This is a genomic window from Kribbella pratensis, assembly GCF_004366075.1.
GTDB classification, from domain to species: domain Bacteria; phylum Actinomycetota; class Actinomycetes; order Propionibacteriales; family Kribbellaceae; genus Kribbella; species Kribbella pratensis.
In genome coordinates, this window is record NZ_SODU01000003.1 from 454637 (window position 1) to 477786 (window position 23150).

The 23150-nt window shown below is 67.3% G+C and carries 21 protein-coding genes; 11 read left to right on the forward strand and 10 right to left on the reverse strand.

The genetic code is table 11. The features are described from left to right. Positions 1-104 precede the first annotated feature (104 nt). From EV137_RS26220 to EV137_RS26260, 9 genes are all read right to left on the reverse strand, one after another. Positions 105-623, reverse strand: a complete 519-nt coding sequence (locus EV137_RS26220) for a flavin reductase family protein (RefSeq protein WP_134131174.1) — start codon at positions 621-623, stop codon at positions 105-107. An 85-nt stretch (positions 624-708) separates the two neighbouring features. Then, positions 709-1620: an N-acetyl-1-D-myo-inositol-2-amino-2-deoxy-alpha-D-glucopyranoside deacetylase gene (gene mshB, locus EV137_RS26225; RefSeq protein WP_134131175.1), complete on the reverse strand. Its 912-nt coding sequence runs from the start codon at positions 1618-1620 to the stop codon at positions 709-711. A gap of 44 nt (positions 1621-1664) precedes the next feature. Then, positions 1665-1976 carry a LuxR C-terminal-related transcriptional regulator gene (locus tag EV137_RS26230; protein ID WP_134006790.1) on the reverse strand — a complete coding sequence of 104 codons (312 nt, stop codon included), beginning with the start codon at positions 1974-1976 and terminating at the stop codon, positions 1665-1667. A gap of 157 nt (positions 1977-2133) precedes the next feature. After that, positions 2134-3831 carry an ABC transporter substrate-binding protein gene (locus EV137_RS26235; RefSeq protein WP_134131176.1) on the reverse strand — a complete coding sequence of 566 codons (1698 nt, stop codon included), beginning with the start codon at positions 3829-3831 and terminating at the stop codon, positions 2134-2136. 187 nt (positions 3832-4018) lie between these two features. Next, positions 4019-5062, reverse strand: coding sequence for an ABC transporter ATP-binding protein (locus EV137_RS26240; protein ID WP_134006786.1), 1044 nt, complete (start codon positions 5060-5062; stop codon positions 4019-4021). A 16-nt stretch (positions 5063-5078) separates the two neighbouring features. Continuing rightward, positions 5079-6149, reverse strand: a complete 1071-nt coding sequence (locus EV137_RS26245) for an ABC transporter ATP-binding protein (RefSeq protein WP_134131177.1) — start codon at positions 6147-6149, stop codon at positions 5079-5081. 14 nt (positions 6150-6163) lie between these two features. Then, complete coding sequence (locus EV137_RS26250) at positions 6164-7168, reverse strand: ABC transporter permease (RefSeq protein WP_134006782.1); 1005 nt, start codon at positions 7166-7168, stop codon at positions 6164-6166. A gap of 5 nt (positions 7169-7173) precedes the next feature. After that, complete coding sequence (locus EV137_RS26255; protein ID WP_134006779.1) at positions 7174-8220, reverse strand: ABC transporter permease; 1047 nt, start codon at positions 8218-8220, stop codon at positions 7174-7176. 145 nt (positions 8221-8365) lie between these two features. Further along, entirely contained in the window at positions 8366-8737 is a 372-nt protein-coding gene (locus EV137_RS26260; protein ID WP_305000162.1) for a (deoxy)nucleoside triphosphate pyrophosphohydrolase, read from the reverse strand. Between the two features lie 82 nt (positions 8738-8819). Here EV137_RS26260 and EV137_RS26265 point away from each other — a divergent pair, with 82 nt between their 5' ends. The 11 genes from EV137_RS26265 to EV137_RS26315 all read left to right on the forward strand — a co-directional run bounded on the left by EV137_RS26265 (position 8820) and on the right by EV137_RS26315 (position 21920). Next, positions 8820-9452 (forward strand): hypothetical protein, encoded by a 633-nt coding sequence (locus tag EV137_RS26265; protein WP_134006775.1) that lies wholly within the window; start codon positions 8820-8822, stop codon positions 9450-9452. A gap of 102 nt (positions 9453-9554) precedes the next feature. After that, positions 9555-9848 (forward strand): Rv0250c family protein, encoded by a 294-nt coding sequence (locus EV137_RS26270; protein ID WP_134006773.1) that lies wholly within the window; start codon positions 9555-9557, stop codon positions 9846-9848. An 80-nt stretch (positions 9849-9928) separates the two neighbouring features. Beyond that, a complete protein-coding gene (gene sdhC, locus EV137_RS26275) occupies positions 9929-10648 on the forward strand; it encodes a succinate dehydrogenase subunit SdhC (protein WP_238175562.1) in 720 nt (239 codons plus the stop codon). Between the two features lie 7 nt (positions 10649-10655). After that, positions 10656-12536, forward strand: a complete 1881-nt coding sequence (locus EV137_RS26280) for a fumarate reductase/succinate dehydrogenase flavoprotein subunit (RefSeq protein WP_134006769.1) — start codon at positions 10656-10658, stop codon at positions 12534-12536. Continuing rightward, positions 12533-13285: a succinate dehydrogenase/fumarate reductase iron-sulfur subunit gene (locus EV137_RS26285; RefSeq protein ID WP_134006767.1), complete on the forward strand. Its 753-nt coding sequence runs from the start codon at positions 12533-12535 to the stop codon at positions 13283-13285. The genes EV137_RS26280 and EV137_RS26285 overlap by 4 nt, the downstream gene beginning before the upstream one ends. A gap of 188 nt (positions 13286-13473) precedes the next feature. Then, a complete protein-coding gene (locus EV137_RS26290; protein WP_134131178.1) occupies positions 13474-15450 on the forward strand; it encodes an ABC1 kinase family protein in 1977 nt (658 codons plus the stop codon). Positions 15451-15484: 34 nt separating this feature from the next. Next, positions 15485-16873 carry an MFS transporter gene (locus tag EV137_RS26295; RefSeq protein WP_134131179.1) on the forward strand — a complete coding sequence of 463 codons (1389 nt, stop codon included), beginning with the start codon at positions 15485-15487 and terminating at the stop codon, positions 16871-16873. Positions 16874-17008: 135 nt separating this feature from the next. Continuing rightward, on the forward strand, positions 17009-19489 hold the full coding sequence (locus EV137_RS26300) for a DUF4091 domain-containing protein (RefSeq protein WP_134131180.1): 2481 nt from the start codon (positions 17009-17011) through the stop codon (positions 19487-19489). A gap of 4 nt (positions 19490-19493) precedes the next feature. Beyond that, the gene (locus EV137_RS26305) at positions 19494-19781 is read left to right on the forward strand and encodes a 4a-hydroxytetrahydrobiopterin dehydratase (protein ID WP_134006760.1); all 288 of its coding nucleotides are present in this window, start codon (positions 19494-19496) and stop codon (positions 19779-19781) included. 87 nt (positions 19782-19868) lie between these two features. Beyond that, positions 19869-20936 carry a WD40/YVTN/BNR-like repeat-containing protein gene (locus tag EV137_RS26310; protein WP_134131181.1) on the forward strand — a complete coding sequence of 356 codons (1068 nt, stop codon included), beginning with the start codon at positions 19869-19871 and terminating at the stop codon, positions 20934-20936. A gap of 159 nt (positions 20937-21095) precedes the next feature. After that, a complete protein-coding gene (locus tag EV137_RS26315; protein ID WP_134131182.1) occupies positions 21096-21920 on the forward strand; it encodes an acyltransferase domain-containing protein in 825 nt (274 codons plus the stop codon). On the opposite strand, the gene EV137_RS26320 is transcribed toward EV137_RS26315, so the two are convergent. Continuing rightward, positions 21915-23132 carry a polysaccharide deacetylase family protein gene (locus EV137_RS26320; protein ID WP_134131183.1) on the reverse strand — a complete coding sequence of 406 codons (1218 nt, stop codon included), beginning with the start codon at positions 23130-23132 and terminating at the stop codon, positions 21915-21917. The two genes, EV137_RS26315 and EV137_RS26320, sit on opposite strands and share 6 nt — an antisense overlap. Positions 23133-23150 lie beyond the last annotated feature (18 nt).

Consider the following 23150-nt stretch of genomic DNA (forward strand, 5'->3'; position numbering starts at 1 on the left):
TCCTCCCGCTCGAGCGCTTGGTCAGGGCACAAGCGCACATCTTACGGGACGGGACAGCCCTCACCGACCGTCGGGGCTGCCCCGTGATGCCCCGGCAGTAACGATCAGTTTCCGGGCAGTTCCCGGTAGTGACTGGAATGGTAGATCAACGCGCACGGGTCACTCGGATCGCCCGTCCCGAGGCTGAGCACCTCACCCACCACGATCGTGTGGTCTCCCCCGTCGTACGTCGCCCAGGTCCGGCACTCGAGCCACGACAGGGCGCCGTCGACGGTCGGGCAGCCGGTTTTCGGGCCGGCCGTCGTACCGATGCCGTCGAACTGGCTGTACAGGTCGCGCCCGGACCGCGCGAACCGCTCCGCGATCGCCTGCTGCGCCCCCGACAGCACCGATACGGCCCAGTACCCGCAGTCCAGTACGGCGGAGTGCATCCGGACGCCCTTGTCGACGCAGACCAGCACCAGCGGCGGATCGAGCGAGACCGACGTGAACGCATTCGCGGTCATGGCGTGCGCGACGCCGTCCTGCAGCGTGCTCATGATCGTGATCCCCGAGGCGAACTGCCCGAGCGCAGCACGGAACTCCGCAGGCGGGACGCTCCCACTCGACTCGGTTGAGGACACCTCAGCAGGTTATGCCCGCTGACAGGTTGATGCCTCAACCGAGCGTGTGGGAACGGTCACCTCACAGGTGGCCCGGCTGAATCGTCTACAGGCCCGCGAACAGGTCGTGCTCCAGGCCGTCCGGGCCGGGGGCGGGGGTGCCCTTGACCAGGCGATACGGCTCGGAGCTCCAGATCTGGTTGCCGAGGTTGTTCGACAGCGCGAAGAACGGGCCGTCGACGGTGATCTGGGTGGCGTGCGCCTTCATCGCGTTCATCTTCCGGTCGATGAACTCCTCCCCCTCGATCACGCAGTCGATCAGCCGGTCCGGCGTGACGAACGGACCGAGCGGGCCCTCGGGGTCCATTCCCTCGAAGGTGGTCGTGTCGCCGGATTCGCGCAGCAGCCGGAGCTGCTGCCGCATCCGTGACTCGGCCATCGCGGTCCAGTAGATCTTCGGGATGTCCCACGCCGGTCCGAGATCCTCGCGGTACGACCGGGAGGCGGCAAGGTCAGCGGCGTACGTCGCCACTCGGTGGGCCTTGATGTGATCCGGATGCCCGTAGTTGCCGTACTGGTCGTAGGTCACGAGCACCTGCGGCCGGACCTCACGGATGATCGGGACCAGGTCGTCGGCCGCGGTCAGCAGATCGGCCTGCCAGAAACTGTCCTTGCGGGTCTCCGGCGGGACGTCCGCGTTGCCCTCGGCGTTGTAGATCATCCCGGTGTCGCGGTACTTGCCCGCGCCGCCGAGGAACCGGTGGTCGGTGACACCGAGCTCGGCCATCGCGTTCGCGAGCTCACCGATCCGGTGCTCGCCGAGGCCGTCGTCCTGGTCGGAGGCCAGATGGGCCAGCTCGGGGACGAGGACCTCGCCCTCCTCGCCGAGGGTGCAGGTGATCAGGGTGACGTGGGCGCCCTCGGCGACGTACCGCGCCATCGTCACACCGTTGTTGATGGTTTCGTCGTCCGGGTGGGCGTGCACCAGCAGCAGCCGGCGCTCAGCAAGCTCAACCATGCCGAAAGCCTACGTCGGCCCCCGGACAGTTTCCCGGCAGCGGGTCAGCCGAAGCGGCGGACCAGCAGGCAGCCCGCCTGGAACCGCGATTTGGCGCCGAGGCCGGCGATCAGCGCGCTGATCTCGGAGCGCACGGTCCGCAGCGACAGACCGAGATCGCGCGCGATCGCGGCGTCCTTCGCACCGGTCGACATCATCCGGCCGATCGTCACCTGGCGGCTGGTCAGCTCCTTCACCGCGGCGGGAGTCCGCCGGTGCGATCCGAGCTCGTAGACCTCACAGACGACCTCTGGTGCGCCGTCCCGGTCCTGAATGGCCTCGAGCCGCACCGCCTCAACTGCCGGATACACCGACATGCGTCACTCCTCCCCAAGAGTTCAGGAAAGGATTCTCGTCCCCGGGCCGGACCACGTGCCAGGTACAACCCGTACAAACCACCCATACAGTTGCGGTGCGTGAACAGCAAGAAGGGCGGCGCCCGTAGGCACCGCCCTCCTCAGAAGTGTGCTGCGATCAGCTCACTTTCTTCACACCGATCTGGGTCAGGTCGGGGAACCCACCGGTGTTCGGGTCGCCCACCACGTTGTCGAGGTTCGAGCCCACGACGTACACGTTGAGGTCCTGAACGGTCGGCACCAGCGGAGCCGTCTTCATGATCTCGACGTACAGGTCGGACAGACCGGACTCGATCTTGTTCTTGTCGGTCTCGGACTGCAGAGCCTTCATCTTGTCCCAGCCGGCCTGGCTGCGTGCGTAGTTGTTCTGCGCGGGCTTGTTCGGCGCGGTCGTGTCCGGGCCGAAGACAGACGGAACGATCGTCGTCAGGCTCGCCCAGTCGTAGCACCAGCCGGCGGTGATCAGGTCGGTCGCCGCGGTGTCCTGCTGCTGCGTCGAGTAGTAGTTGTCACCCGGGATCTTCTGGATCTCGACGTTGACCCCGATCGCCTTCCAGGACGCCTGGGCAGCCTCTGCAGCCTTGACGGCCAGACCGGAGTCCGCCGTACCCAGGACGAGCTTCTCGCCCTTGTAGCCGGCCTCGGTCAGCAACTGCTTGGCCTTCGCCGGGTCGCCCGCGTCCGGAACCTTGAAGGTCTCTTCCTTCTTGTAGCCCTCCATGTCCTGCGGAATGATCGAGTCGACCACCTTGGACAAGCGCTCGCCACCACGGCCGTCGCGGTAACTCGTCCGGTCCAGACCGTAGTACAGCGCCTCGCGCAGCTTCTGGTTCTTCAGCAACGGCTTCTGCTGGTTGAACGCGATGTACCGGCGGCAGATGTCGGTGCCCTCGACCACGCGGTCCTTCACGTTCGGCTGGTTCGTCTTGGCGATGTTCTCCGGCTGCACACCGGCGAAGCTCAGCGAGCTCTGGTCCGCCGCGCCGTTCGCGATCAGCCGCTGATCGACGGTCGCCTCGGCGTCACCGAACTTGAAGATGAACTTGTCCGGCCGTGCGTCGCGCAGCGGGTCGGTCTTCTGGTCCCAGTTGGTGTTGCGGACCAGCACCAGCTGCTTCTTGCGGGTGTACGTCTCGATCTTGTACGGGCCGCTCGACACCGGGTGGTTGTCGTACTGCGTCTTGGTGTCCTTCGCCTTCGGCACCGGCGCGAAGACCTTCATGCTCGCCGTACCGTCGAACGACGCGACCGGGCGGTTCAGCTTGAACGTGATCGTCTTCTCGTCCGGAACCTCGATCGCGGCGCAGCCCTTGCCGCCGTTGTTGTCCCCGACGTACGGGCCCTTGTAACCCTTGCAGTCGAGGTACTCGTGCGCGTACGGCGCACCCTCGGCCATGTCCGCGGCGAACGACCGTTCGGCGTTGTACTTGATGTCGGCGGCGACGATCGGCGTGCCGTCCTCGTACTTCAGCCCGTCCTTCAGCTTGAAGGTCCAGGTCTTGAAGTCCGGGCTCGCCTCGTAGCTCTCCGCCAGGTCCTTCTCGAGGATGATCTTCTTCGCCTTGGCGTCGTACCGGTAGTCCGTCAGCGTCCGGGTGATCAGCTTGCCGATCATCTGGGAGTCGGTGACGAAGTTCCGCGCCGGGTCGAGGTGCTCCACGTCGCTGACGTGGTAGACGGTGACGGTGCCCCCCTTGGCACCGGCCGAAGCCTGCCCGCTCGGCGTATCGCTGTTTCCCCCGCCGCAGGCAACCGCGGTCAGGCTCAGTCCGAACCCAACGGCGATCGCCACTCCGGTTCGTTTGAGGTGATCCATGGCCAGTGTTTCCTTCCTTGTGTTGACACTTGTCGCCGGGTCGCGGCGGCTCGAAGAAAGTGATCTACGTCAGATGGCGGTCATCAACTCACGTGTTCACAAACTGCGCAATGCGGTTTGGGCCGCTTGACCGGATCGTGATCCCTTCAATGCCGTCGGTACACCCGACCAACGCTCTGTGTAGTCGTCAGACCACGTCCCGTTCCTCGGGGAAGTGGCAGGCCGCTTGATGGCCCGGGGCTCCGATCTGCAGCAGCGGCGGCTCCTCGGCCGCGCAGATCTCCTGTGCCTTCCAGCATCTGGTCCGGAAGCGACACCCCGAGGGCGGGTTCAGTGGGCTCGGTACGTCGCCCGTCAGCCGGATCCGCTCGCGCGCTTCCTCGGCGTCCGGGTCGGCCTCCGGCACCGCGGACAGCAGCGCGTGCGTGTACGGGTGCCGGGCGTGGTTGTAGAGCTCGTCGCGTTCGGCGGTCTCGACCACCTTGCCGAGGTACATCACCGCGACCCGGTCGGAGATGTGCCGGATCACCGACAGGTCGTGCGCGATGAACAGGTAGGCGAGGCCGAACTCGTCCTGCAGATCCTCGAGCAGGTTGACGATCTGCGCCTGGATCGAGACGTCGAGCGCGGACACCGGCTCGTCGCAGACGATCAGCTTCGGCCGCAGCGCGAGCGCCCGGGCGACGCCGATCCGCTGTCGCTGGCCGCCGGAGAACTCGTGCGGATAGCGGTTGTAGTGCTCGGGATTCAGCCCGACCCGTTCCATCAGGCTCTGGACGGCCTTCTTCGTCCCGCTCTCGCTCTTCACCTTCTGGATGTCGAACGGTGCCGCGATGATGGTGCCGACGGTCTGCCGCGGGTTCAGCGACGAGAACGGGTCCTGGAAGATCATCTGGACCTCCCGCCGGAACGGGCGCATCCGGGCCCGGTTCAGGTGCGTGATGTCCGAGCCCATGAACGAGATCGAGCCGCCGGTCGGCTCGTCCAGCCTGGTCACCAGCCGGCCGGTGGTGGTCTTCCCGCAGCCGGACTCACCCACCACGCCGAGCGTCTCGCCGGCGTGGATGCTGAGGTCGACACCGTCGACCGCCTTCACCGCGCCGGTCTGCCGCTGGAAGATGATCCCCTGCGTCACCGGGAAATAGCGTTGCAGCCCGCGCGTCTCGAGCAGCAGTTCGCCGCGCTCGGGCTGCTTGCCGGCCGTCTGCTCGGCAGATGTCGTCGTACTCACCAGCACTCCCCCGCCATCAGAGGCTCGGCTTGATCTGCTCGATGAACAGCTGCTTGCGCTGCTCTGACCTGATGTGGCACCGCACCCGATGCTGTTCCTGGCCGATCTGCAGCAGTTCCGGGAGCTCGGTGGAGCAGCTCGCCCCCTCGACGTGGTCCTGGTAGTCGCAGCGCGGCTGGAACGGGCAGCCCTTGGGCAGGTTGATCAGCGACGGCGGAGTACCCCGGATCGACTTGAGCCGCCCGTCGCCGCTGCGGTTCACCCGCGGGATCGAGCCCAGCAGACCCCACGTGTACGGCATCTCGGGCCGGTAGAAGATGTCCCGGACGCTGCCGGACTCGACCACGCGGCCGCCGTACATCACCACCACGTTCTCGGTCATCTTGGCGACCACACCGAGGTCGTGGGTGATCAGGATGATCGCGGAGTTGAACTCCTTCTGCAGATCCTTCATCAGGTCCAGGATCTGGGCCTGGACGGTGACGTCGAGCGCGGTGGTCGGCTCGTCGGCGATCAGCAGCGCAGGATCGCACATCAGCGCCATCGCGATCATCGCGCGCTGCCGCATACCGCCGGAGAACTGATGCGGGTAGTCGTAGAACCGCTTGTCCGGCGACGGAATGCCGACCCGGTCGAGCAGGTCGATGGCGCGCTTCTTGGCCACCGCCTTCGGCGTGTCGTTGTGCACGAGGAAGGCCTCGGTGAGCTGGTCACCGACCCGGAAGAACGGGTGCATCGCCGACAGCGGGTCCTGGAAGATCATCGCGACCTGCTGGCCGCGCAGCGCCCGCATCTCGGGCACGGACATCCCCACCAGTTCGGCGCCGTCCAGCCAGATCTCGCCGCTCACCCTCGCCTTGCTGCCCTTGTGCAAGCCCATGATGGCCAGGCTGGACACGCTCTTGCCGGAGCCGGACTCGCCGACGATGCCGAGCGTCTTGCCCCGCTCGAGGGTGAAGTTCAGGCCGTTGACGGCCTTCACCAGCCCGTCGTCGGTCGGGAAGTGCACCTGCAGGTCCTTGACTTCCAGGAACGGCTTTCCGGCGCGGGTGTCCGCCGGCGGCGCACTGGTCACGGATTCGGTCATCTCACCTCACCTGATCAGGACAGCCGCACGCGCGGGTCGATGACGGCGTACAGGACGTCGACGACGATGTTCGCGAGCACCACGAAGATCGCCGCGAACAGCACCACGCCCATGATCGCGGGCAGGTCGTTGCTGAGCACGGAGTCGATGGAGAACTTTCCGAGCCCGGTGATGCTGAAGATCTGTTCGGTGATCACCGCGCCGCCGAGCAGGCCGCCGACGTCCAGGCCGAAGATGGTCACGATCGGGGTCAGCGCGGACCGCAGCCCGTGCTTGAAGACCACGGTCCGTTCGTTCAGGCCCTTGGCCCGGGCCGTCCGGATGTAGTCCTCGTTCATTGTGTCGATCATGTTGGCCCTGGTGATCCGGGTGTAGAGCGCCGCGAACACCAGCGCGAGAGTGATCCAGGGCAGGATGTAGAACTGCAGCCACTTCACCGGCCCGACCGTGAACAAGGCGGCGTTCGCCGTGTCCGGGAACGGGATCCATTTGAGTTTGACGATGAACAGGAACAGCAGCAGGTAGCCGAACACGATCGTCGGGAAGGACACCCCGAACAAGGCCAGGCCGACGCTCAACTTGTCGATGAACCTGCCCTTGCGGAGCGCCGCTATCAGACCGAGCAGCACGCCGGCCAACAGCCAGAGGACGGCGGCTCCGAGGGCCAGCCACAGTGTCGACGGGAACGCGTCCTTGATCGAGTTCCAGACCGGGATGCCGTTCTGGTACGACTCACCGAAGCAAGGCCACGGGCAGTTGCGCTCGTTGCCCTCGGATCCGATCGTCCGCCCGCCCGGGCTCACCAGGCCCTGCATGTAGTGGCCGTACTGCACCACCAGCGGCTGGTCGAAGCCGTACGTCGCGTTGACCTGGGCGACTGTCTCCGCGTTGCAGTTCCGGCCGCAGATGAGCAACGCGGGGTTCGCCGGCGTGGCCCAGAACAGGAAGAACGTGATCGCGCTGATCACGATCAGGACGAATACCGCCTGGATCAGGCGGCGGACGAGATAACGGCCCACCGGGGTCAGCTCCTTCCGGCGCGCGGATCGAGGGCGTCTCGGACCGAGTCGCCGAGCAGGTTGAACGCCAGCACGGTGATGAACAGCGCCATCCCCGGGAAGAACAGGTACAGCGGGTTGCCCTCGATCCAGTTCGACGCGTCGGAGATCATCCGGCCCCACGAGGCGGTCGGCTCCTTGATGCCGACGCCGAGGAAGGACAGCGCCGCCTCCGCGGTGATGTTGGTCGGGAGCAGCAGCGTCGTGTACACCAGCAGCGTCGGTACCAGGTTCGGCAGGACCTGCCGGAAGAGCACGTAGTTCGGGCCGGCGCCGAGTGATCTGGCCGCCTCCACGAACTCGCGCTCACGCAGCGAAAGTGTCTGACCACGGACGATTCGCGCCAAGTACGCCCAGCCGAAGAAGCCGAGGACGAACATCAGCACGCCCATGCGCAGCGTGTTGTTGTCAGGGGTGCCGAACAGATCCTGGGCGCGCGAGGCGACCACCGGTGTCAGCGCCATCACGAACAGCAGCGACGGGAAGCTCAGCATGATGTCCATCAGCCGGCTGAGCAGCGTGTCGACCCAGCCGCCGAAGTACCCGGACACCATTCCGATCACCGTGCCGAGCACGACCGCGATGACGGTGCCGCCGAGCGCGACGAGCAGCGAGACCCGGGTGCCGTAGACCAGCCGCGAGAAGATGTCGCGGCCGTTCTGCGGCTCGATGCCGAGCCAGTGCTCGGAGCTCGTACCGCTGCCCCACAACCCGCCGATCGGGATGCCGCCGTCGCGCGTGTTCAGCAACGGGTTCCCGTTCGCGTCGACCTTGTTGAACTGATCGGGCGGGAACCCGTTCAGCTTCACGATCAGCGGCGCGAGCAGCGCCACCGCGATGATCAGCAGGATCACGATCGCACTGATGATCGCGATCTTGTCACGCCGCAGCCGTGTCCATGCGATCTCGCCAGGCGACCGGCCTTCGATCTCCTTCGCCTCGGCAGTCTCGACCAGAGCATCTGTCGGCAGCCCCTCATCGGGAGACTGCGTCTCCGATACCCCCAGCGTCATCGCCGTCACCCGTCCTTCATGGTGATGCACCCCGCACCTTTGACCCGAGCTCGCCGGGTTGCCGGGAACCCTACGTATCTCGCAGTGTGGACGCCATGGGAAGCCGACGCTAGTCACCGAATCGTGACCGGTGTGACTTCCGCCACTACCGGCGGGTTCGGAGTGCCCGGACGAACGGCCGATCGGCTACCAGCCAGTCACTCTCGTCGAGCTCCTCCGGCGCGAACCAGCGCAACTCCGAGTGCTCACGCAGTACTGGGTCGCCGGCGACGATCACCGCCCGGTAGACGTGCAGCCGGAACGCCTCCGAGATGTCCTCGCCAGGTCCGAGTGACTCGCCGACCTTGATCTCCAGATCGAGCTCCTCGCGGATCTCCCGGACCGCGGCCTGCTCGTCGGTCTCCCCCGGCTCGACCTTGCCGCCCGGGAACTCCCAGCCGCCTTCCGGCCCCGGCCGGTACGCCGCCAGCACCAGGCCGTCCCGTACCACCGCGACACCCACCACGATCTGCTGCACTGCGTTGATTCCTCCCCACCCCTCCGCCCCGGTCAGGGCGACTCTGCCAGAAACTGTCCGTCCCGTCAGACATGATCCCGGTATGCCGTTGCAGAACAGGGTTCTGCCCACCCAGGAGATCGTCGCCGACCCCGGCCGCGGTCTGCTGATGGGCAATCGCGGCAGCCTGCACGGCCCCGACCGCCGCCTCGGCACGACCCGCTGGCGGTCGAAGGCTTGGATCTGCTGCGTCCTCGACTGGAAAGGGATCCGCCGCGATCCGATGCCACCCGGCCGCTGGACCGCACTGTTCTTCTTCGACGAGGCGGTCGCGCTCGCCGCCGGTCATCGGCCCTGTCATTACTGCCGCCGCAGGGATTTCCTGCTGTACGCCGGTGCGTGGGCCAGCGGCCGCGGCCTGTCCGAACGTCCACGGGCCGCCGAGCTGGACGCCGTACTGCACCATGAGCGGGTCGAGTCGCGCACCAGACGGCAGCGAACGACTGTCCAGGACTTCTCCGGCCTGCCCGACGGCGCCATGGTGCGGTTCGACGGCAGACCTGCGCTGGTGCTCGATCAGCAGGTGCTGCCGTGGTCGTGGGAGGGGTACGGCGAAGGGCTGCGGCCACCTGGTCTGCGCGAGGTCGAGGTCCTCACGCCGCCCGCGAATCTCGTTGTCCTACAGGCCGGATTCGCTCCATTACTCCACCCGTCGGCGCACTCGCAACTGAGGTAAGCCTAACTGGAAACACGCCGTACCGAGGGGTCTTCCGTTGGGCGCTCGGCAGGGGCAAAGTGTGCCCATACTGACAGCTACAAAACCATCACTGGAGTCGGCATGGGTGACGGCAACAGCACCGTGGCGGCCGTGCAGCGCGCTCTCGAGGTGTTGCACGCCACAGTCGGCAAACTCAGCCAGGAGTACGGTGACACCCTCGGCATCCGCCGCCTGGTGTCCGATGTGGCCCGGCTGAGCGACGATCTCGCAGAGCTCGGCCCGCCCGACCCCAGGCACAGGCCCGGACCCGTTCCGGAGGAACTCGAGGAGATTCCCGACGTGGAATATGACGCGTCCATGTGGACCGACGCGGAACACGAAGGCTTCGGCGCGCCGGACAGGCACGCTCCCTGATGGCCACGGGAGTTAGTGCGCCGGGCCGCGCTCAAGTAGGCCTCAAGACTGCAAGAACGGATCGATGGTGGCTCGCGCCGTTGCGTATCGGCGTGATCCTGCTCTTCTTCATCGTCTACGCGACGATCCGGATCTTCATGAACAAGTGGTACTGGGTCGACGCGTACCACTACCTCACGCCGCTGTACTCGCCGTGTGTGACCAGCAGTTGTGTCGAGGGTTCCAGCCATCTCGGCACCTGGTTCGGGAACTTCCCGCGCTTCCTGCCGTTCAGCCTGATCACGTTCGTGGTCCTGGCCGGCTTCCGCGGCACCTGCTACTACTACCGCAAGGCGGGGTACCGGTCGCTGTTCTTCGCGCCCGCCGCCTGTGCGGTCCCCGAGCCGCACAAGAACTACACCGGTGAGCGGAAGTTCCCGCTGATCGCGCTGAACCTGCACCGCTACTTCTTCTACGGCGCCCTGGTCTTCGGTGTGCTGAACATCTACGACGGCGTCCAGGCCTTCCACGGTGACGGCGGCGGCTTCGGGATCGGTCTCGGCACGGTGATCATCTGGATCAACCTGGTGATGCTGTGGCTGTACACGCTGTCCTGCCACGCCTGCCGGCACATCGTCGGCGGCCGGCTGAAGAACTTCTCCAAGCACCCGATGCGCTACCGGTACTGGACCTTCGTGTCCAAGCTGAACCCGAAGCACGGCACCTTCGCGATGACGTCGCTGTTCACCGTGATCCTGACCGACTTCTACATCATGGCGGTCTCCGCCGGGTGGTTCTCCGACCTGCGCATCATCAATTGAGGATTTCATGACTGAGCTGGAACGACACTCGTACGACGTCGTCGTGATCGGGGCCGGCGGCGCCGGCCTGCGCGCGGCGATCGAGGCCCGCGAGCAGGGCAAGAAGACCGCGATCATCTGTAAGTCGCTGTTCGGCAAGGCGCACACGGTGATGGCCGAGGGCGGTTGCGCGGCCGCGATGGGCAACGCGAACTCCAACGACAACTGGCAGGTCCACTACCGCGACACGATGCGCGGCGGGAAGTTCCTGAACAACTGGCGGATGGCCGAACTGCACGCGCAGGAGGCGCCGGACCGGGTCTGGGAGCTGGAGACGTACGGCGCGCTCTTCGACCGCACGCCCGACGGCCGGATCAGCCAGCGCAACTTCGGCGGTCACACCTACCCGCGGCTCGCGCACGTCGGCGACCGCACCGGCCTGGAGCTGATCCGCACCCTGCAGCAGAAGATCGTCTCGCTGCAGCAGGAGGACTTCGAGGCCACCGGCGACTACGAGGCGAACCTCAAGGTGTACGCCGAGTGCACGATCACTGAGTTGCTGAAGGACGGCGACGCCATTTCGGGCGCGTTCGGGTACTGGCGCGAGTCCGGCCGGTTCATCCTGTTCGAGGCGCCGGCCGTCGTACTGGCGACCGGTGGCGTCGGCAAGTCCTTCAAGGTCACCTCGAACTCCTGGGAGTACACCGGTGACGGGCACGCGCTGGCGATGCGGGCCGGCGCGACGCTGATCAACATGGAGTTCATCCAGTTCCACCCGACGGGCATGGTCTGGCCGCCGTCGGTGAAGGGGATCCTGGTCACGGAGTCGGTCCGCGGCGACGGCGGCGTACTGAAGAACTCCGAGGGCAAGCGGTTCATGTTCGAGTACGTGCCGGACGTGTTCCGGGCGCAGTACGCCGAGACCGAGGACGAGGCGGACCGCTGGTACAAGGACCCGGACAACAACCGGCGCCCACCGGAGCTGCTGCCGCGGGACGAGGTCGCCCGCGCCATCAACTCCGAGGTGAAGGCCGGCCGCGGCACGCCGCACGGCGGTGTCTTCCTGGACGTGTCCTCCCGGCTCCCGGCCGAGGAGATCACCCGGCGGCTGCCGTCGATGCACCACCAGTTCAAGGAGCTGGCGGACGTCGACATCACCGCGGAGCCGATGGAGGTCGGTCCGACCTGTCACTACGTGATGGGCGGCGTCGAGGTCGACCCGGACACCGCGTCGTCCGTCGTACCGGGCCTGTTCGCCGCGGGTGAGGTTGCCGGCGGCATGCACGGCTCGAACCGGCTCGGCGGCAACTCGCTGTCCGACCTGCTGGTCTTCGGGCGGCGGGCCGGGATGGGAGCCGCGATGTACGTCGACGGTCTCGGAGCGGCTCGGCCGAAGATCGACGAGGCGGACGTCGACGCGGCGGCCGCGGACGCGTTGGCGCCGTTCGAGCTCGAGGGCGGCGAGAACCCGTACACGATCCACCAGGAACTGCAGCAGTCGATGAACGACCTGGTCGGCATCATCCGCAAGGAAGAGGAGATGGAGCAGGCGCTCGGCCGCCTGTCCGAGTTCCGCAGCCGGATCGCGAAGATGACGGTGGAGGGTCACCGGCAGTTCAACCCGGGCTGGCACCTCGCGCTCGACCTGCGCAACATGCTGACCGTGTCGGAGTGTGTGGCCGGGGCGGCGCTGATGCGGCAGGAGTCGCGTGGTGGGCACACGCGTGACGACTTCCCGGGGATGAACCCCGAGTGGCGCAAGAAGCTGCTGGTCTGCGCGCTGGACGCCGACGGCGTCGTCAACGTCACCGAGAAGGAGCAGATCCCGATGCGCGAGGACCTGCTGGAGCTGTTCGAACTCGACGAGCTGAAGAAGTACCTGACTGAAGAGGAGTTGCCCGCCACATGAGTTACACAGGGAAATTCCGCGTCTGGCGGGGTGACTCCGAGGGCGGTGAGCTCAAGGACTACGAGGTCGAGGTGAACGAGGGAGAGGTCGTCCTCGACGTCATCCACCGGCTGCAGGCCACCCAGACCCCCGACATGGCGGTCCGGTGGAACTGCAAGGCCGGCAAGTGCGGCTCCTGCAGCGCCGAGATCAACGGCATGCCGAAGCTGATGTGCATGTGCCGGATGAACACGTTCGCCGAGGACGAGGTCGTCACGGTCACGCCGATGCGCACCTTCCCGGTGATCCGGGACCTGGTCACGGACGTCTCGTTCAACTACCAGAAGGCGCGCGAGGTGCCGGCCTTCAAGCCGCCGGCGGACCTGAAGCCGGGCGAGTACCGGATGCAGCAGCAGGACGTGGAGCGCTCGCAGGAGTTCCGCAAGTGCATCGAGTGCTTCCTGTGCCAGGACACCTGCCACGTGATCCGGGACCACGAGGAGAACAAGGAGTCGTTCTCCGGTCCGCGGTTCCTGATGCGGATCGCCGAGCTGGACATGCACCCGCTCGACGCCGCCGACCGGCAGCACGCCGCGCAGGAGCAGCACGGTCTGGGCTTCTGCAACATCACCAAGTGCTGCACCGAGGTGTGCCCCGAGCACATCAAGATCACCGACAACGCGCTGATCCCGATGAAGGAACGCGTCGTCGACCGCAAGTACGACCCCATCGTCTGGCTGGGCAACAAGATCCGCCGCCGCCCCGCCTGACCCCAGCACCACCACGAGCCCCCTGGCCCCACCCGGAGCCAGGGGACTCGCTTTGCCCAACTTTGAGAAGCCACCAACCGTTTTCACTGCTCCGAAACGGTTGGTGGCTTCTCAAAGTTCGGCTCTCGGGGTTGGGTCACTCGCGTGGGTGAGTCGGTGGGGGCGGTTGGGCGCTTAGGGTGCCGGACATGGACGTTGTTGTGCTGCGGCTGGTCAATCTGGTCATTTTCATGATGGTCTTCGTGCCGATCTCGCAGCGGTTGCTCGGGGTGCGGTTCGGGCTCGGGCGGCTCGCGGTCGGTGCGTTGATCACGCTGAGCATCTCCGGGCCGCTGGCGATCGCGATGATCGGTACGCCGCCGTGGACCGGGTCAGGCGGCGCCGCGATCGCGTTCATGGCGCTGATCGTGCTCTGCTCGATGCTCGCCGGCCTGGTGTTCCTGGTGCTGGCGGAGGCGCTGGTACCGACCGGGTCGTTGCCGCGGGCCCGTGATCTGCGGCGGGACCTGAGCGGGCGGATCGCGCGCACCCGGCGGTACCTGCAGATCCTGCGGATCGCGATCAAGCACGGGCTCGGCCCGTACCTGCGCGGCCGCCGCCGTCCCGGCCGGGAGAACGCGGCAGGCCAGGCCGAGCTGGCCAGGTCCCTGCGGCTCGCCCTCGACGAGGCCGGTGTCACGTTCGTCAAGCTCGGCCAGGTGCTGTCCACGCGCAGCGACATCATCCCCCAGTCGGTCGCCACCGAGCTCAGCCGTCTCCAGGACCAGGTCACCCCGGCGCCGTGGCCGCAGATCGAGGAGATCCTCACCGAAGAACTCGGCGCCCGGCCGTCCGAGCTGTACGCCGCCTTCGACACAGAACCGCTCGCCGCCGCCTCGGTCGCCCAGGTCTACACCGCCCGCCTCACGAACGGCACGGACGTAGTGGTGAAGGTTCAGCGGCCTGGGATCGCCGGGCTTGTCGACCGGGACCTCGACATCGTTCGGAGGCTCGCCAGGCTGCTGGACCGGAACACCGACTGGGGGCGCTCGATGGGAGTGCGAGCGCTCGCCGACGGGTTCGCGGACGCGATGCGCGAGGAGCTCGACTTCACCGTCGAGGCCGGCAACATGACCACGGTGGCCGCCGGAAAGTCCGTTGCTGCCAGCAATGACCTCGTCGTACCGCGGCTGTATCCGGAGCGCTCCACCCGCCGTGTCCTCACCATGGAACGGCTCGACGGAATCGGCCTCGGCAACGCCGGCGAGGCGATCGCCGACCGCGGCCTCGACCCGGTCCGCCTCGGCCGCGCGCTGTTCGAGTGCCTGCTCGGCCAGGTGGCGATCGACGGCGTCTTCCACGCCGACCCGCACCCGGGCAACTTCCTGCTGCTGACCGACGGCCGGATCGGCATGCTCGACCTCGGCTCGGTCGGCCGCCTCGACCCGGCGACCCGCGAGGCCCTGCAACGCTTCCTGCTCGCCGTCGACCACGGCGACCCGGTGTCGGCCACCGATGCCCTGCTGGAGATCGTCTACCGCCCGGACGTCATCGACGAACGCGCGCTGGAGCGCTCCGTCGGCCAGTTCATGACCAGACACCTCGCAGCCGGCGTGACGCCCGGCCCGGCGATGTTCAACGACCTGTTCAAGATCATCACGTCGCACGAGCTCGGCGTACCGCCCGAGGTCGCCGCCGTGTTCCGCGCACTCGCCACGATCGAAGGCACCATCTCCCGGATCTCCCCCAGCTTCGACCTTGTCGCGGCGTCCCGCCAGTTCGCCAGCGAGCACGTGACCGACCGGCTCGCGCCCGACGCACTCCGCCGTACGGCGACCGAGGAGCTCGCCACGCTGCTCCCGATGTTGCGCCGCCTGCCGCGCCGGATCGACCGGATTGCGGCCGCGGCGGAGAGCGGCCGGCTCGGTGTGAATGTCCGCCTGTTCGCCGACGAACGCGACCGCCGGCACTTCACCGGACTGCTCCACCAAGCGCTACTGGCAGTGCTAGGTGCGACCGCGGGCATCATGGCGGTCCTGCTGCTCGGTACGCCGGGCGGCCCGAAGGTCACCGACTCGATGACGTTGTTCCAGCTGTTCGGCTACAACCTGCTGGTGATCTGCGCGGTCCTCGTGCTCCGCGTCCTGGTCCTGATCTTCCGGCTACCGGGAACCCGCTCGTCTTGACTTCAACTTAACTTGAACTTCGACGATAACGAGCATGACGACGACGACTGAAGCCCGCCCCAAGCTGTTCACCGGACAGCACCTGCCGCTCGTGCTCGGGGTGATCGGTCTCGTCACGCTCGGCGCGTTCGAGAACCGCGCGGTCGGTACGGCGTTGCCCACGATGGTCCGTGAGTTCGACGCGCTCGGCAGCTTCGGGCTTGCGAACGCGGCGCCGAACGCGAGCTACCTGATCTCGCTCGCGATCGCCGGTCTCTGGTCTGACCGCCGCGGGCCGATCCCGACCCTGCGTGCGGGCGCGATCTCGTTCACCCTCGCGCAACTCCTGGTCGGTACGGCGACCGCGATGCCGATGGTGATCGCGGGACGGCTGCTCAGCGGTCTGGCCGAAGGTCTGCTCGACGTCTCGTTGATGGTGCTCGTCGCCCGCGCGCTGCCCGCCGTACTGCGGCCGCGGATGTTCTCGTTGTTCGCCGCGATGTGGATCCTGCCGTCGGTCCTCGGACCGGTGCTGACCGGTGTGGTGACGGAGCAGTTCGGGTGGCGCTGGGTATTCCTGGGCGCGCTCGTCCTGCTGATCCCGAGCTGGCTGCTGCTCCGCCCGGCGATGCGTCAATCGGCAGACGCCCCCGCGCCGGAGCGCACCGCCGAGGACGCGGCCGAGCTCGCGGCATGGCGTGCCGCACTCCCCTGGGCCCTCGCCGCATCCGTCGCCCTGTTCTCGATGACGCTGGCCGGCGACCACCTGGAAGCGCACCCCTTTCTCGGCGGTACGACGGTTGCCGTGGCGCTAGTAGTGCTAGGACGGGCCGCCGTACGCGTGATGCCGGCCGGCACGTTCACCGCACGACGCGGCTTCCCCGCGGTCGTCGCCGTCCGTGGACTAGGCGGGGCTGCGTTCGCCGGAGTCGGCGCGTACCTCCCGCTGCTGCTCACGCTCCAGCACAACTTCAGCCCGTCGCGGGCAGGCGTGACGCTGTCGATCACCGGCGTCTGCTGGGCGTTCGGATCGTGGTTGCAGGGTCGTGAGCACGGGATCGAACGGGTCACCGTACTGCGGACCGGACTGGCGTTCATGACGCTCGGACTGGCCGTGACGTCCCTGCTCGCGTGGACGGACACGACCACCTGGATCGGCCTGATCGGCTGGGGCTTCGCGGGCGTCGGCATGGGGCTCAGCTCCTCGAGCCTGTCGGTGCTCACCCTGGATCTCTCCGACCAGAGCAACTCCGGCCGCAACACCAGCGCCGGTCAGATGGCCGCGACGATGAGTATCGCCACGGCGCTGGCGATCAGCGGCACCCTGCTGGCGTTCAACGCCGACGATCCGCAGCCGTGGGTCTTCGGCGCGATCGTCACCGCGGGATCGGTCCTGGCCCTGCTCGGATACCTCGCCGCACCCCGCGCCCGTCGCTCCCAGTAACCGCGACCAGGGCCCGCCTTGATCGAAGCTGCGCACAGCTGCGATCAATCGGTCATTTTCCAGCACGTGACGCCTTGACGCACTCATCCTCCAGCTTTACGGTGAGGACCGTAATTCCGGCGAGAGGAGCAGCTCGTGAGGAAGACCGGTTCGTTGCTCGTAGCAATCACTGTGCTTGCGGGCCTGACTCAGGTGGGCACGGCCCAGGCCGCCGCGCCGGCCGGCGTGTTCCAGGACTTCGAGTCCGACACCGACCTGCAGGGCGCGACCGTCACCCTGCCGCAGGTCGACAGGATCGAGCGCACCGTCGACCCGACGCACGGCAGCTCCGGCCTGAAGTTCACCGTTGGCCCGTCCAACACTCCGGGAGCCAGTGCGTCGTCCGGCATCAACCTGTACGCCGGAACGCCGAGCCTCCCGGTGTCGGACTGGTCCGGCCACACCGTGCTGGGCTTCGACTTCTTCACCGAGCAGGACTACACGACCGTCGGCCGGATCACCGTCCGGGATCAGTCGAACAAGGCGTGGGGCATGGACTACCCCATCCGGGCCCGCGACTGGACGCCGATCACGCTGCGGATGAGCACGATCGCGGCCGCCGGTGTCGACATCACCCGGATCGCCTACCTCAGCTTCTCGATGCCGCGATCCAAGACGCCCGTCATCGGTCACTACGACGCCTTCCGGCTCGTCGACAGCTACCCGTACGACCAAACGCCGTACGGCGACATGGCAGCCGCCCAGCTACTGCGGCTGGTCGACTTCAACGGCGTACTGACCAGGCTTGCGGACCAGATCAAGGGACTCGACCGGTCGCTGGGGCATGAGGCGGCGGACGAGCGTCTCAAGACTCAGGTGCGGGCCGCGGAGGCGCAGTGCGCGGACCTGCGGGAGAAGCTCGCCGGGGGTCCGATGACGTATGCGCAGTACCAGCCGTTCAACGCGGGCGTCACCGCGTTGCAGCGGACCGTGCCGCGATTGTCGAACACCATCCAGGCACGGGCGCACGACCGCGGCGCCGACTTCGGTGTGGAGTCCGCCGACTCGATGGCGCTGGTGTACCCGAAGGACCTGCCGTTCACCTCGACCGGTACGGCGCCGACGGTGTCGCTGACCCGTGGTGAGTACGAGAACGTTCAGGCCGTCGTACTGCCGTTCGCCGAGCCGCTGACCGGCGTACAGGCCAGGGTGACGTCGGTGTCCGGCAAGGGTGCGCTGCAGGCCACGGTGGCTCCGGTCGGTTCGCTGAACGTGACGCCGACGAACGTGTACCACCGACCCACGTACGCCGGTTGGACGCCCGACCCGATCCGTGACGACCTGACGTCGGTCGACGTACCCGCGGACACGTTCCAGCCGTACTGGATCCGGCTGAAGGCAGCAGCGACAGCCGCACCTGGCACGTACCACGTGACGGTTGCGTTTTCTGCAGCCGGCAAGCGGACCCGCACCATGACCGTGGCCGCCAAGGTCTGGCCCGTGACGGTGCCCGACGCGCCGAAGCTCAACACCACGTTCCAGTTCACGCCCGCGATCGTGAACGACCTCTACGGGATCACCGACCCGGCGGCGCAGGAGGCGGCCAAGCACCAGTACTGGTCCTTCCTGCACGACTACAAGATCGAGCCGGACCAGCTCTACACCTGCGCCTGCATCCCCTCGAACGCGAACCCGGTGATCGTGCCGACCCCGGTCGAGGACGTTCTGTACATCCGGGACCACTACGGACTGCGTGACTTCAACGCGTTCTACCTGTGGGCCGGTCTGCTCAACCCTTCCAAGCCGGAGACCTGGCAGGCACAGATCGACACGTGGATCGCCCAGTTGCGGACCGCGATGGACCGCTACCGCGCAGCTGGTGTCGACAAATATGCATATGTGTACGGCTTCGACGAGGCGAACGGCCCGCTGCTGCAAGCGGCGAAGCAGACCTTCGCCGCGGTGAAGCAGGCGTTCCCGGACCTGCCGATCCTCACGACGCTGCGGGACAACTCGATGGGCGTCGACACCGGACTGGCCGGCCTCGTCGACATCTGGGCGCCGCAGCAGGATCTGTACGACCAGGCGGTCGCCGAGCGAACCCGTGCCCGCGGCGACCAGGCCTGGTGGTACCCGGACATCGCCACCGGCTCGCCGTTGCCGAACTGGTTCAACGGCTACCCGCCGATCGACGCCCGGACGTTGGTCGGGCCAATGTCCTACAAGGCCGGTGTGGAAGGCGTTCTGTACTACGCGACCAACCGCTGGCTCCGCTCCGACCACGCCAACCAACTGCTGGTGAACGACGGCATCCTGTCCGCGTGGAGGGCAGCGACGTTCAACGGTACGGCGGGTGACGGGTCGATGTTCTACCCCGGACCGAGCGGCCCGATGGCGTCGATCCGGCTGGAGAACTTCCGCGACGGAATGGAGGACTACAACCTCCTGTGGCAGTTGCAGCACGACGTACAGAGCAACCCGGACCTCCCGGCGGCGCTGAAGGCCCACGCCGCCGAACTGCTCACGGCGGACGCCGTGGTGACCAACCAGCGCACGTTCACCGAGGACCCGGCGCGCTACCGCGCCTGGCGCACCGACGTCATCGCCACTCTCACCGCCATCGGGGGTCTAGAGTGAGCGCATGAGTGAGCTCTTGACCGACGACCAGATCGACCTCGCGTTGCGCGACCACCTCCCGGAGTGGAAGGTCGTCGACAACGAGCTGGTCCGAAGCGTCAAGAGGGACACATTCCTGGACGGCATCCGCCTGGTGGCGACCGTCGCGCAGTTGGCGGAGTCGATGAACCACCACCCGGACATCGACATCCGCTACACCACCATCACGTTCCGGGTCAGCAGCCACGAGGCCGGCGGCATCACCGACGACGACCTGGTCCTCGCGCGGCACATCGACACGGCTGCAGGCTAGGCGCCGGCTGACCGCTTTCCGTCATGGCGCTTGTCGGCCACGGCAAGCGCTGGTGGCCGTGAGGTCACAGCCCTTACACCTAAGGGCATGACCTCACGCCGATTCGCCCTCGCCACCGCGACCGTCGCCCTGCTCAGCGTTCTCTCCACACCTGCCGTCGCAACCCCGGACCCGTCCTGGAACCGGCCACACTGCGGCAAGGTGTACGGCGACGGATCGGTGACGTTCACCGAGACGGACGGCCAGGTTCTCGCGGGTACGACGGGCACGCTGCGCGCCGTCACCTACGCGAAGGTCGCCGCGCTGCAGGAACCGAACACGCTCATCGGCATCGGCCGGCAGACGATCCAGCGCTCGAGTGACGCCGGCTGCAGCTGGCAGTTGCTCGACAAGACACCGGACGACCTGAGCACGTACGACGTACAGCCGGGTCCGGGCGACTCGGCGTACGTCTACAGCGTCAACGACCAGCCCATCCATCGCGTGCACGGTTCGCAGGTCACCACAGTCCTCGGGCCGGTCGCCGGCGGCGGACTGGCGGCGCTGGACGCGCGACCTGGACGACTGCGGGCCGTCGCGGGCGACGGACAGCTCTACGACTCCATCGACGACGGCACGAGTTGGCAGCGTGTCGGCGGACCGGCGGCGCCTGATCTCTTCCTGTACGACGCCGTGGTGGATCCGCGGAACCCGGATCACGTGGTGGCCGGCGTCATGTCGGACGGCGTGTACGTGACGTTCGACGGCGGGCGGACGTGGACCCGGTCGCGGCCGGTCGAGCGGGTGAACGCGTTCAGCCTGGCGATGTCGCCGGCCGACCCGTCGAAGGTGTGGATGGAGGGGTACGACCGGGACCGGTCGACCCGGTTCATCTGGGAGTCGACCGACGGCGGGCAGAAGTTCCGCGAGGTGCTGGACCAGAGCCGGGCCGACCTGGTCAACGGCAACAAGATGTGGGCCTCACCCGTCGACCCGGACCTGCTCTACTTCAGCTACGGCACGTCCTTCATGAACTTCGGCGCCGACCTCTACCGCTTCGTCCCCTCCACCGGCGCCCTCACCAAGAACCACAACACCTTCGACGGCATCCCGTCGCTGGCCTTCAACCCCGCCAACCCGAAGATCCTCTACCTGGGCCTCGCCGAGGAGCGCTGAGGCGCGGCGGACCTGCGCCACTCACCAACCCACGCCAGAGCCCGCTCCGCCCGCCGGGCTGAGCGCAGACAGCCTGAACTCTCAGTGGTTGGTGAGTGGCGGAGGTCCGCGCATCAGATCGTAAGTCTCTGGCTCATTGAGATCGGTTACCGTTGACGAGTGACGAGTGTCGAGGAATATCGCCTGCTGGGGTTCGCCGATGTCGACCGGGAGGCGGCCGAGGCGTTCGGGCCGGACCAGGCTGTCGTGAAGGAGCTCGCGGACCAGATCCGCGGTGCGATCGGGAAGCTCGGCAAGGAGCCGGAGTTCCGGATGCCGGAGGACCCGCGGAACTCGATCCAGGCGTTCCTCGACACGGTTCCGGACATCCGCCGGTTCCACGCAGAGCGCGGGATCCCGGACGACATCAGCTGGGCGACGCTCGCCGACCTCGGGCAGCAGATCAAGGTGAACCGGCGTACCCACGGCGACTACGGTCTCGAGACGCACTGGTGGATGACGATCCACTGGACCGGGCAGATCTACGCGCTCGGCCGGTTGCAGTACCTGCTGCACCAGGTCCCTGAGGACAAGCCGGTGCCCGGCACCGAGCCCGGTGAGTGGATCATCGGCGTCCACATCCCGGAGACCGGCCCGCTGACGCCGGAGCTGGTCGACGACAGCCTCCAGCAGGCCCGCGAGTTCTTCCCGCGGTACTTCCCGGAGTACCCGGTGCGGACGGCGAACCTGTGGTCCTGGTTGCTCGACCCGTACCTGCTCGACAACCTCCCGCAGGACTCGAACATGGTGAAGTTCGGGCGCCGCTTCACGCCGTACGGGACGCCGAACGACAGCCAGGACAGCGCGATCTTCTTCACGTTCCGCACCCACGGCACCGACCACCTCGACGAGCTACCGCAGGACACCCGCCTGCAACGGCTCGTCGTCGGCCGGATCAAGGACGGCGGCACCTGGCAGAGCGCGTACGGCTACCTCAAGCTATGACGGGCGGTTCTGACCGCTAGGTACGCCGTACTTCGCGAGCCAGCTCGCCAGCTCCATGTTGGACACGCACCGTACGTCGGGCTGCTTGCACGTCTCCGTCACGAAGGCGGTCAGCGCGTCGGAGTACACGCTGTTGTTCCAGCGGTTGAAGTGGTTGCCGAGGAACAGCGGCGGGTTGCCGCTCGCGCGCGACTTCGCGAGCGCCTGCCGGTAGGTCGCGAGCACCTGTGCCTTCAGCGCGGGCGCCTCGGTGATCGGCGCCTTCCGCGCCTCGGTCTGCGCGAACCACAGGTTGTAGTCCATCGTCAGCGTCGTCTTGGCGGTGCCGGCCAGCGTCACCGATTCCAGCGGGAAGTTCCACAGGCCGTCGGCCTTCTTCGGCCAGGCGATGTACCCGGGCGCAGAGGCGTCGTACAGCATGCCGCGCTGCGCCATCGCGAGCCGGTACGCGGGGCGGTTGCCCTCGAGGCACGGTGTCCGCATGCCCTTCACGGTGGCCGGGTCGAACGGCGGCTCGACCGCTTTGCCCGCCGCCAGTGCCGGGCCGGTCCGCACCATCCTGTCGAACGCGCCCAGTTCGGCGGTCCATTGCGCGGTCGTCCAGCGGCCGATGCCGGTTGCGCCGCAGAAGTGCCCGTTCGCGTGGGTGCCGATCTCGTGGCCCTCGGCGATCGCTTCCCGCAGGACCTTCGTCCGGGCGAGGATGTCGGCGGTGTCGCCCCAGCCGATGTCGGAGGCGCCGGGTTTCTTGTACGGCGGCGTGTAGTCGGTACGCCGGTCGCCCGGGTAGAGGTACGGGCCGGAGAGGAAGAACGTCATCCTCGCGTTGACCTGCTTCGCGACGGCACGCCAGCGGGCCCACAGCGCGAGATCGCCCGCGCCGTCGAAGGAGACGACGACGAACAGCGGCGGTTTGCCGTTGGGCAGCCGTCCCGGGTAGGACCGCAGTACCGGAGCCGCTGCGGGCAGTTTTCCCGTCGGAGTCGTCGACGGTTTCATCGGAGGCGGCGTCGAAGGTGCTGGCGGCTTCGGGGTAGGTGCCGGGGTGCTGGGCTTGGGCGTCGGCTTACCCGTGGGCTTGGCGACGGTGGGTTTGGTGGGCGTGGACTTGCTGGGGCTGGGAGCGCCTTCCAGCGGTACGTCGGCGCATCCGGCCAGCACCGCCGCGACTACCACCGCAGCGGCCGCGAGGTTCGCCCCAGGCCTCACCACGGGTCTACTGACGCATGG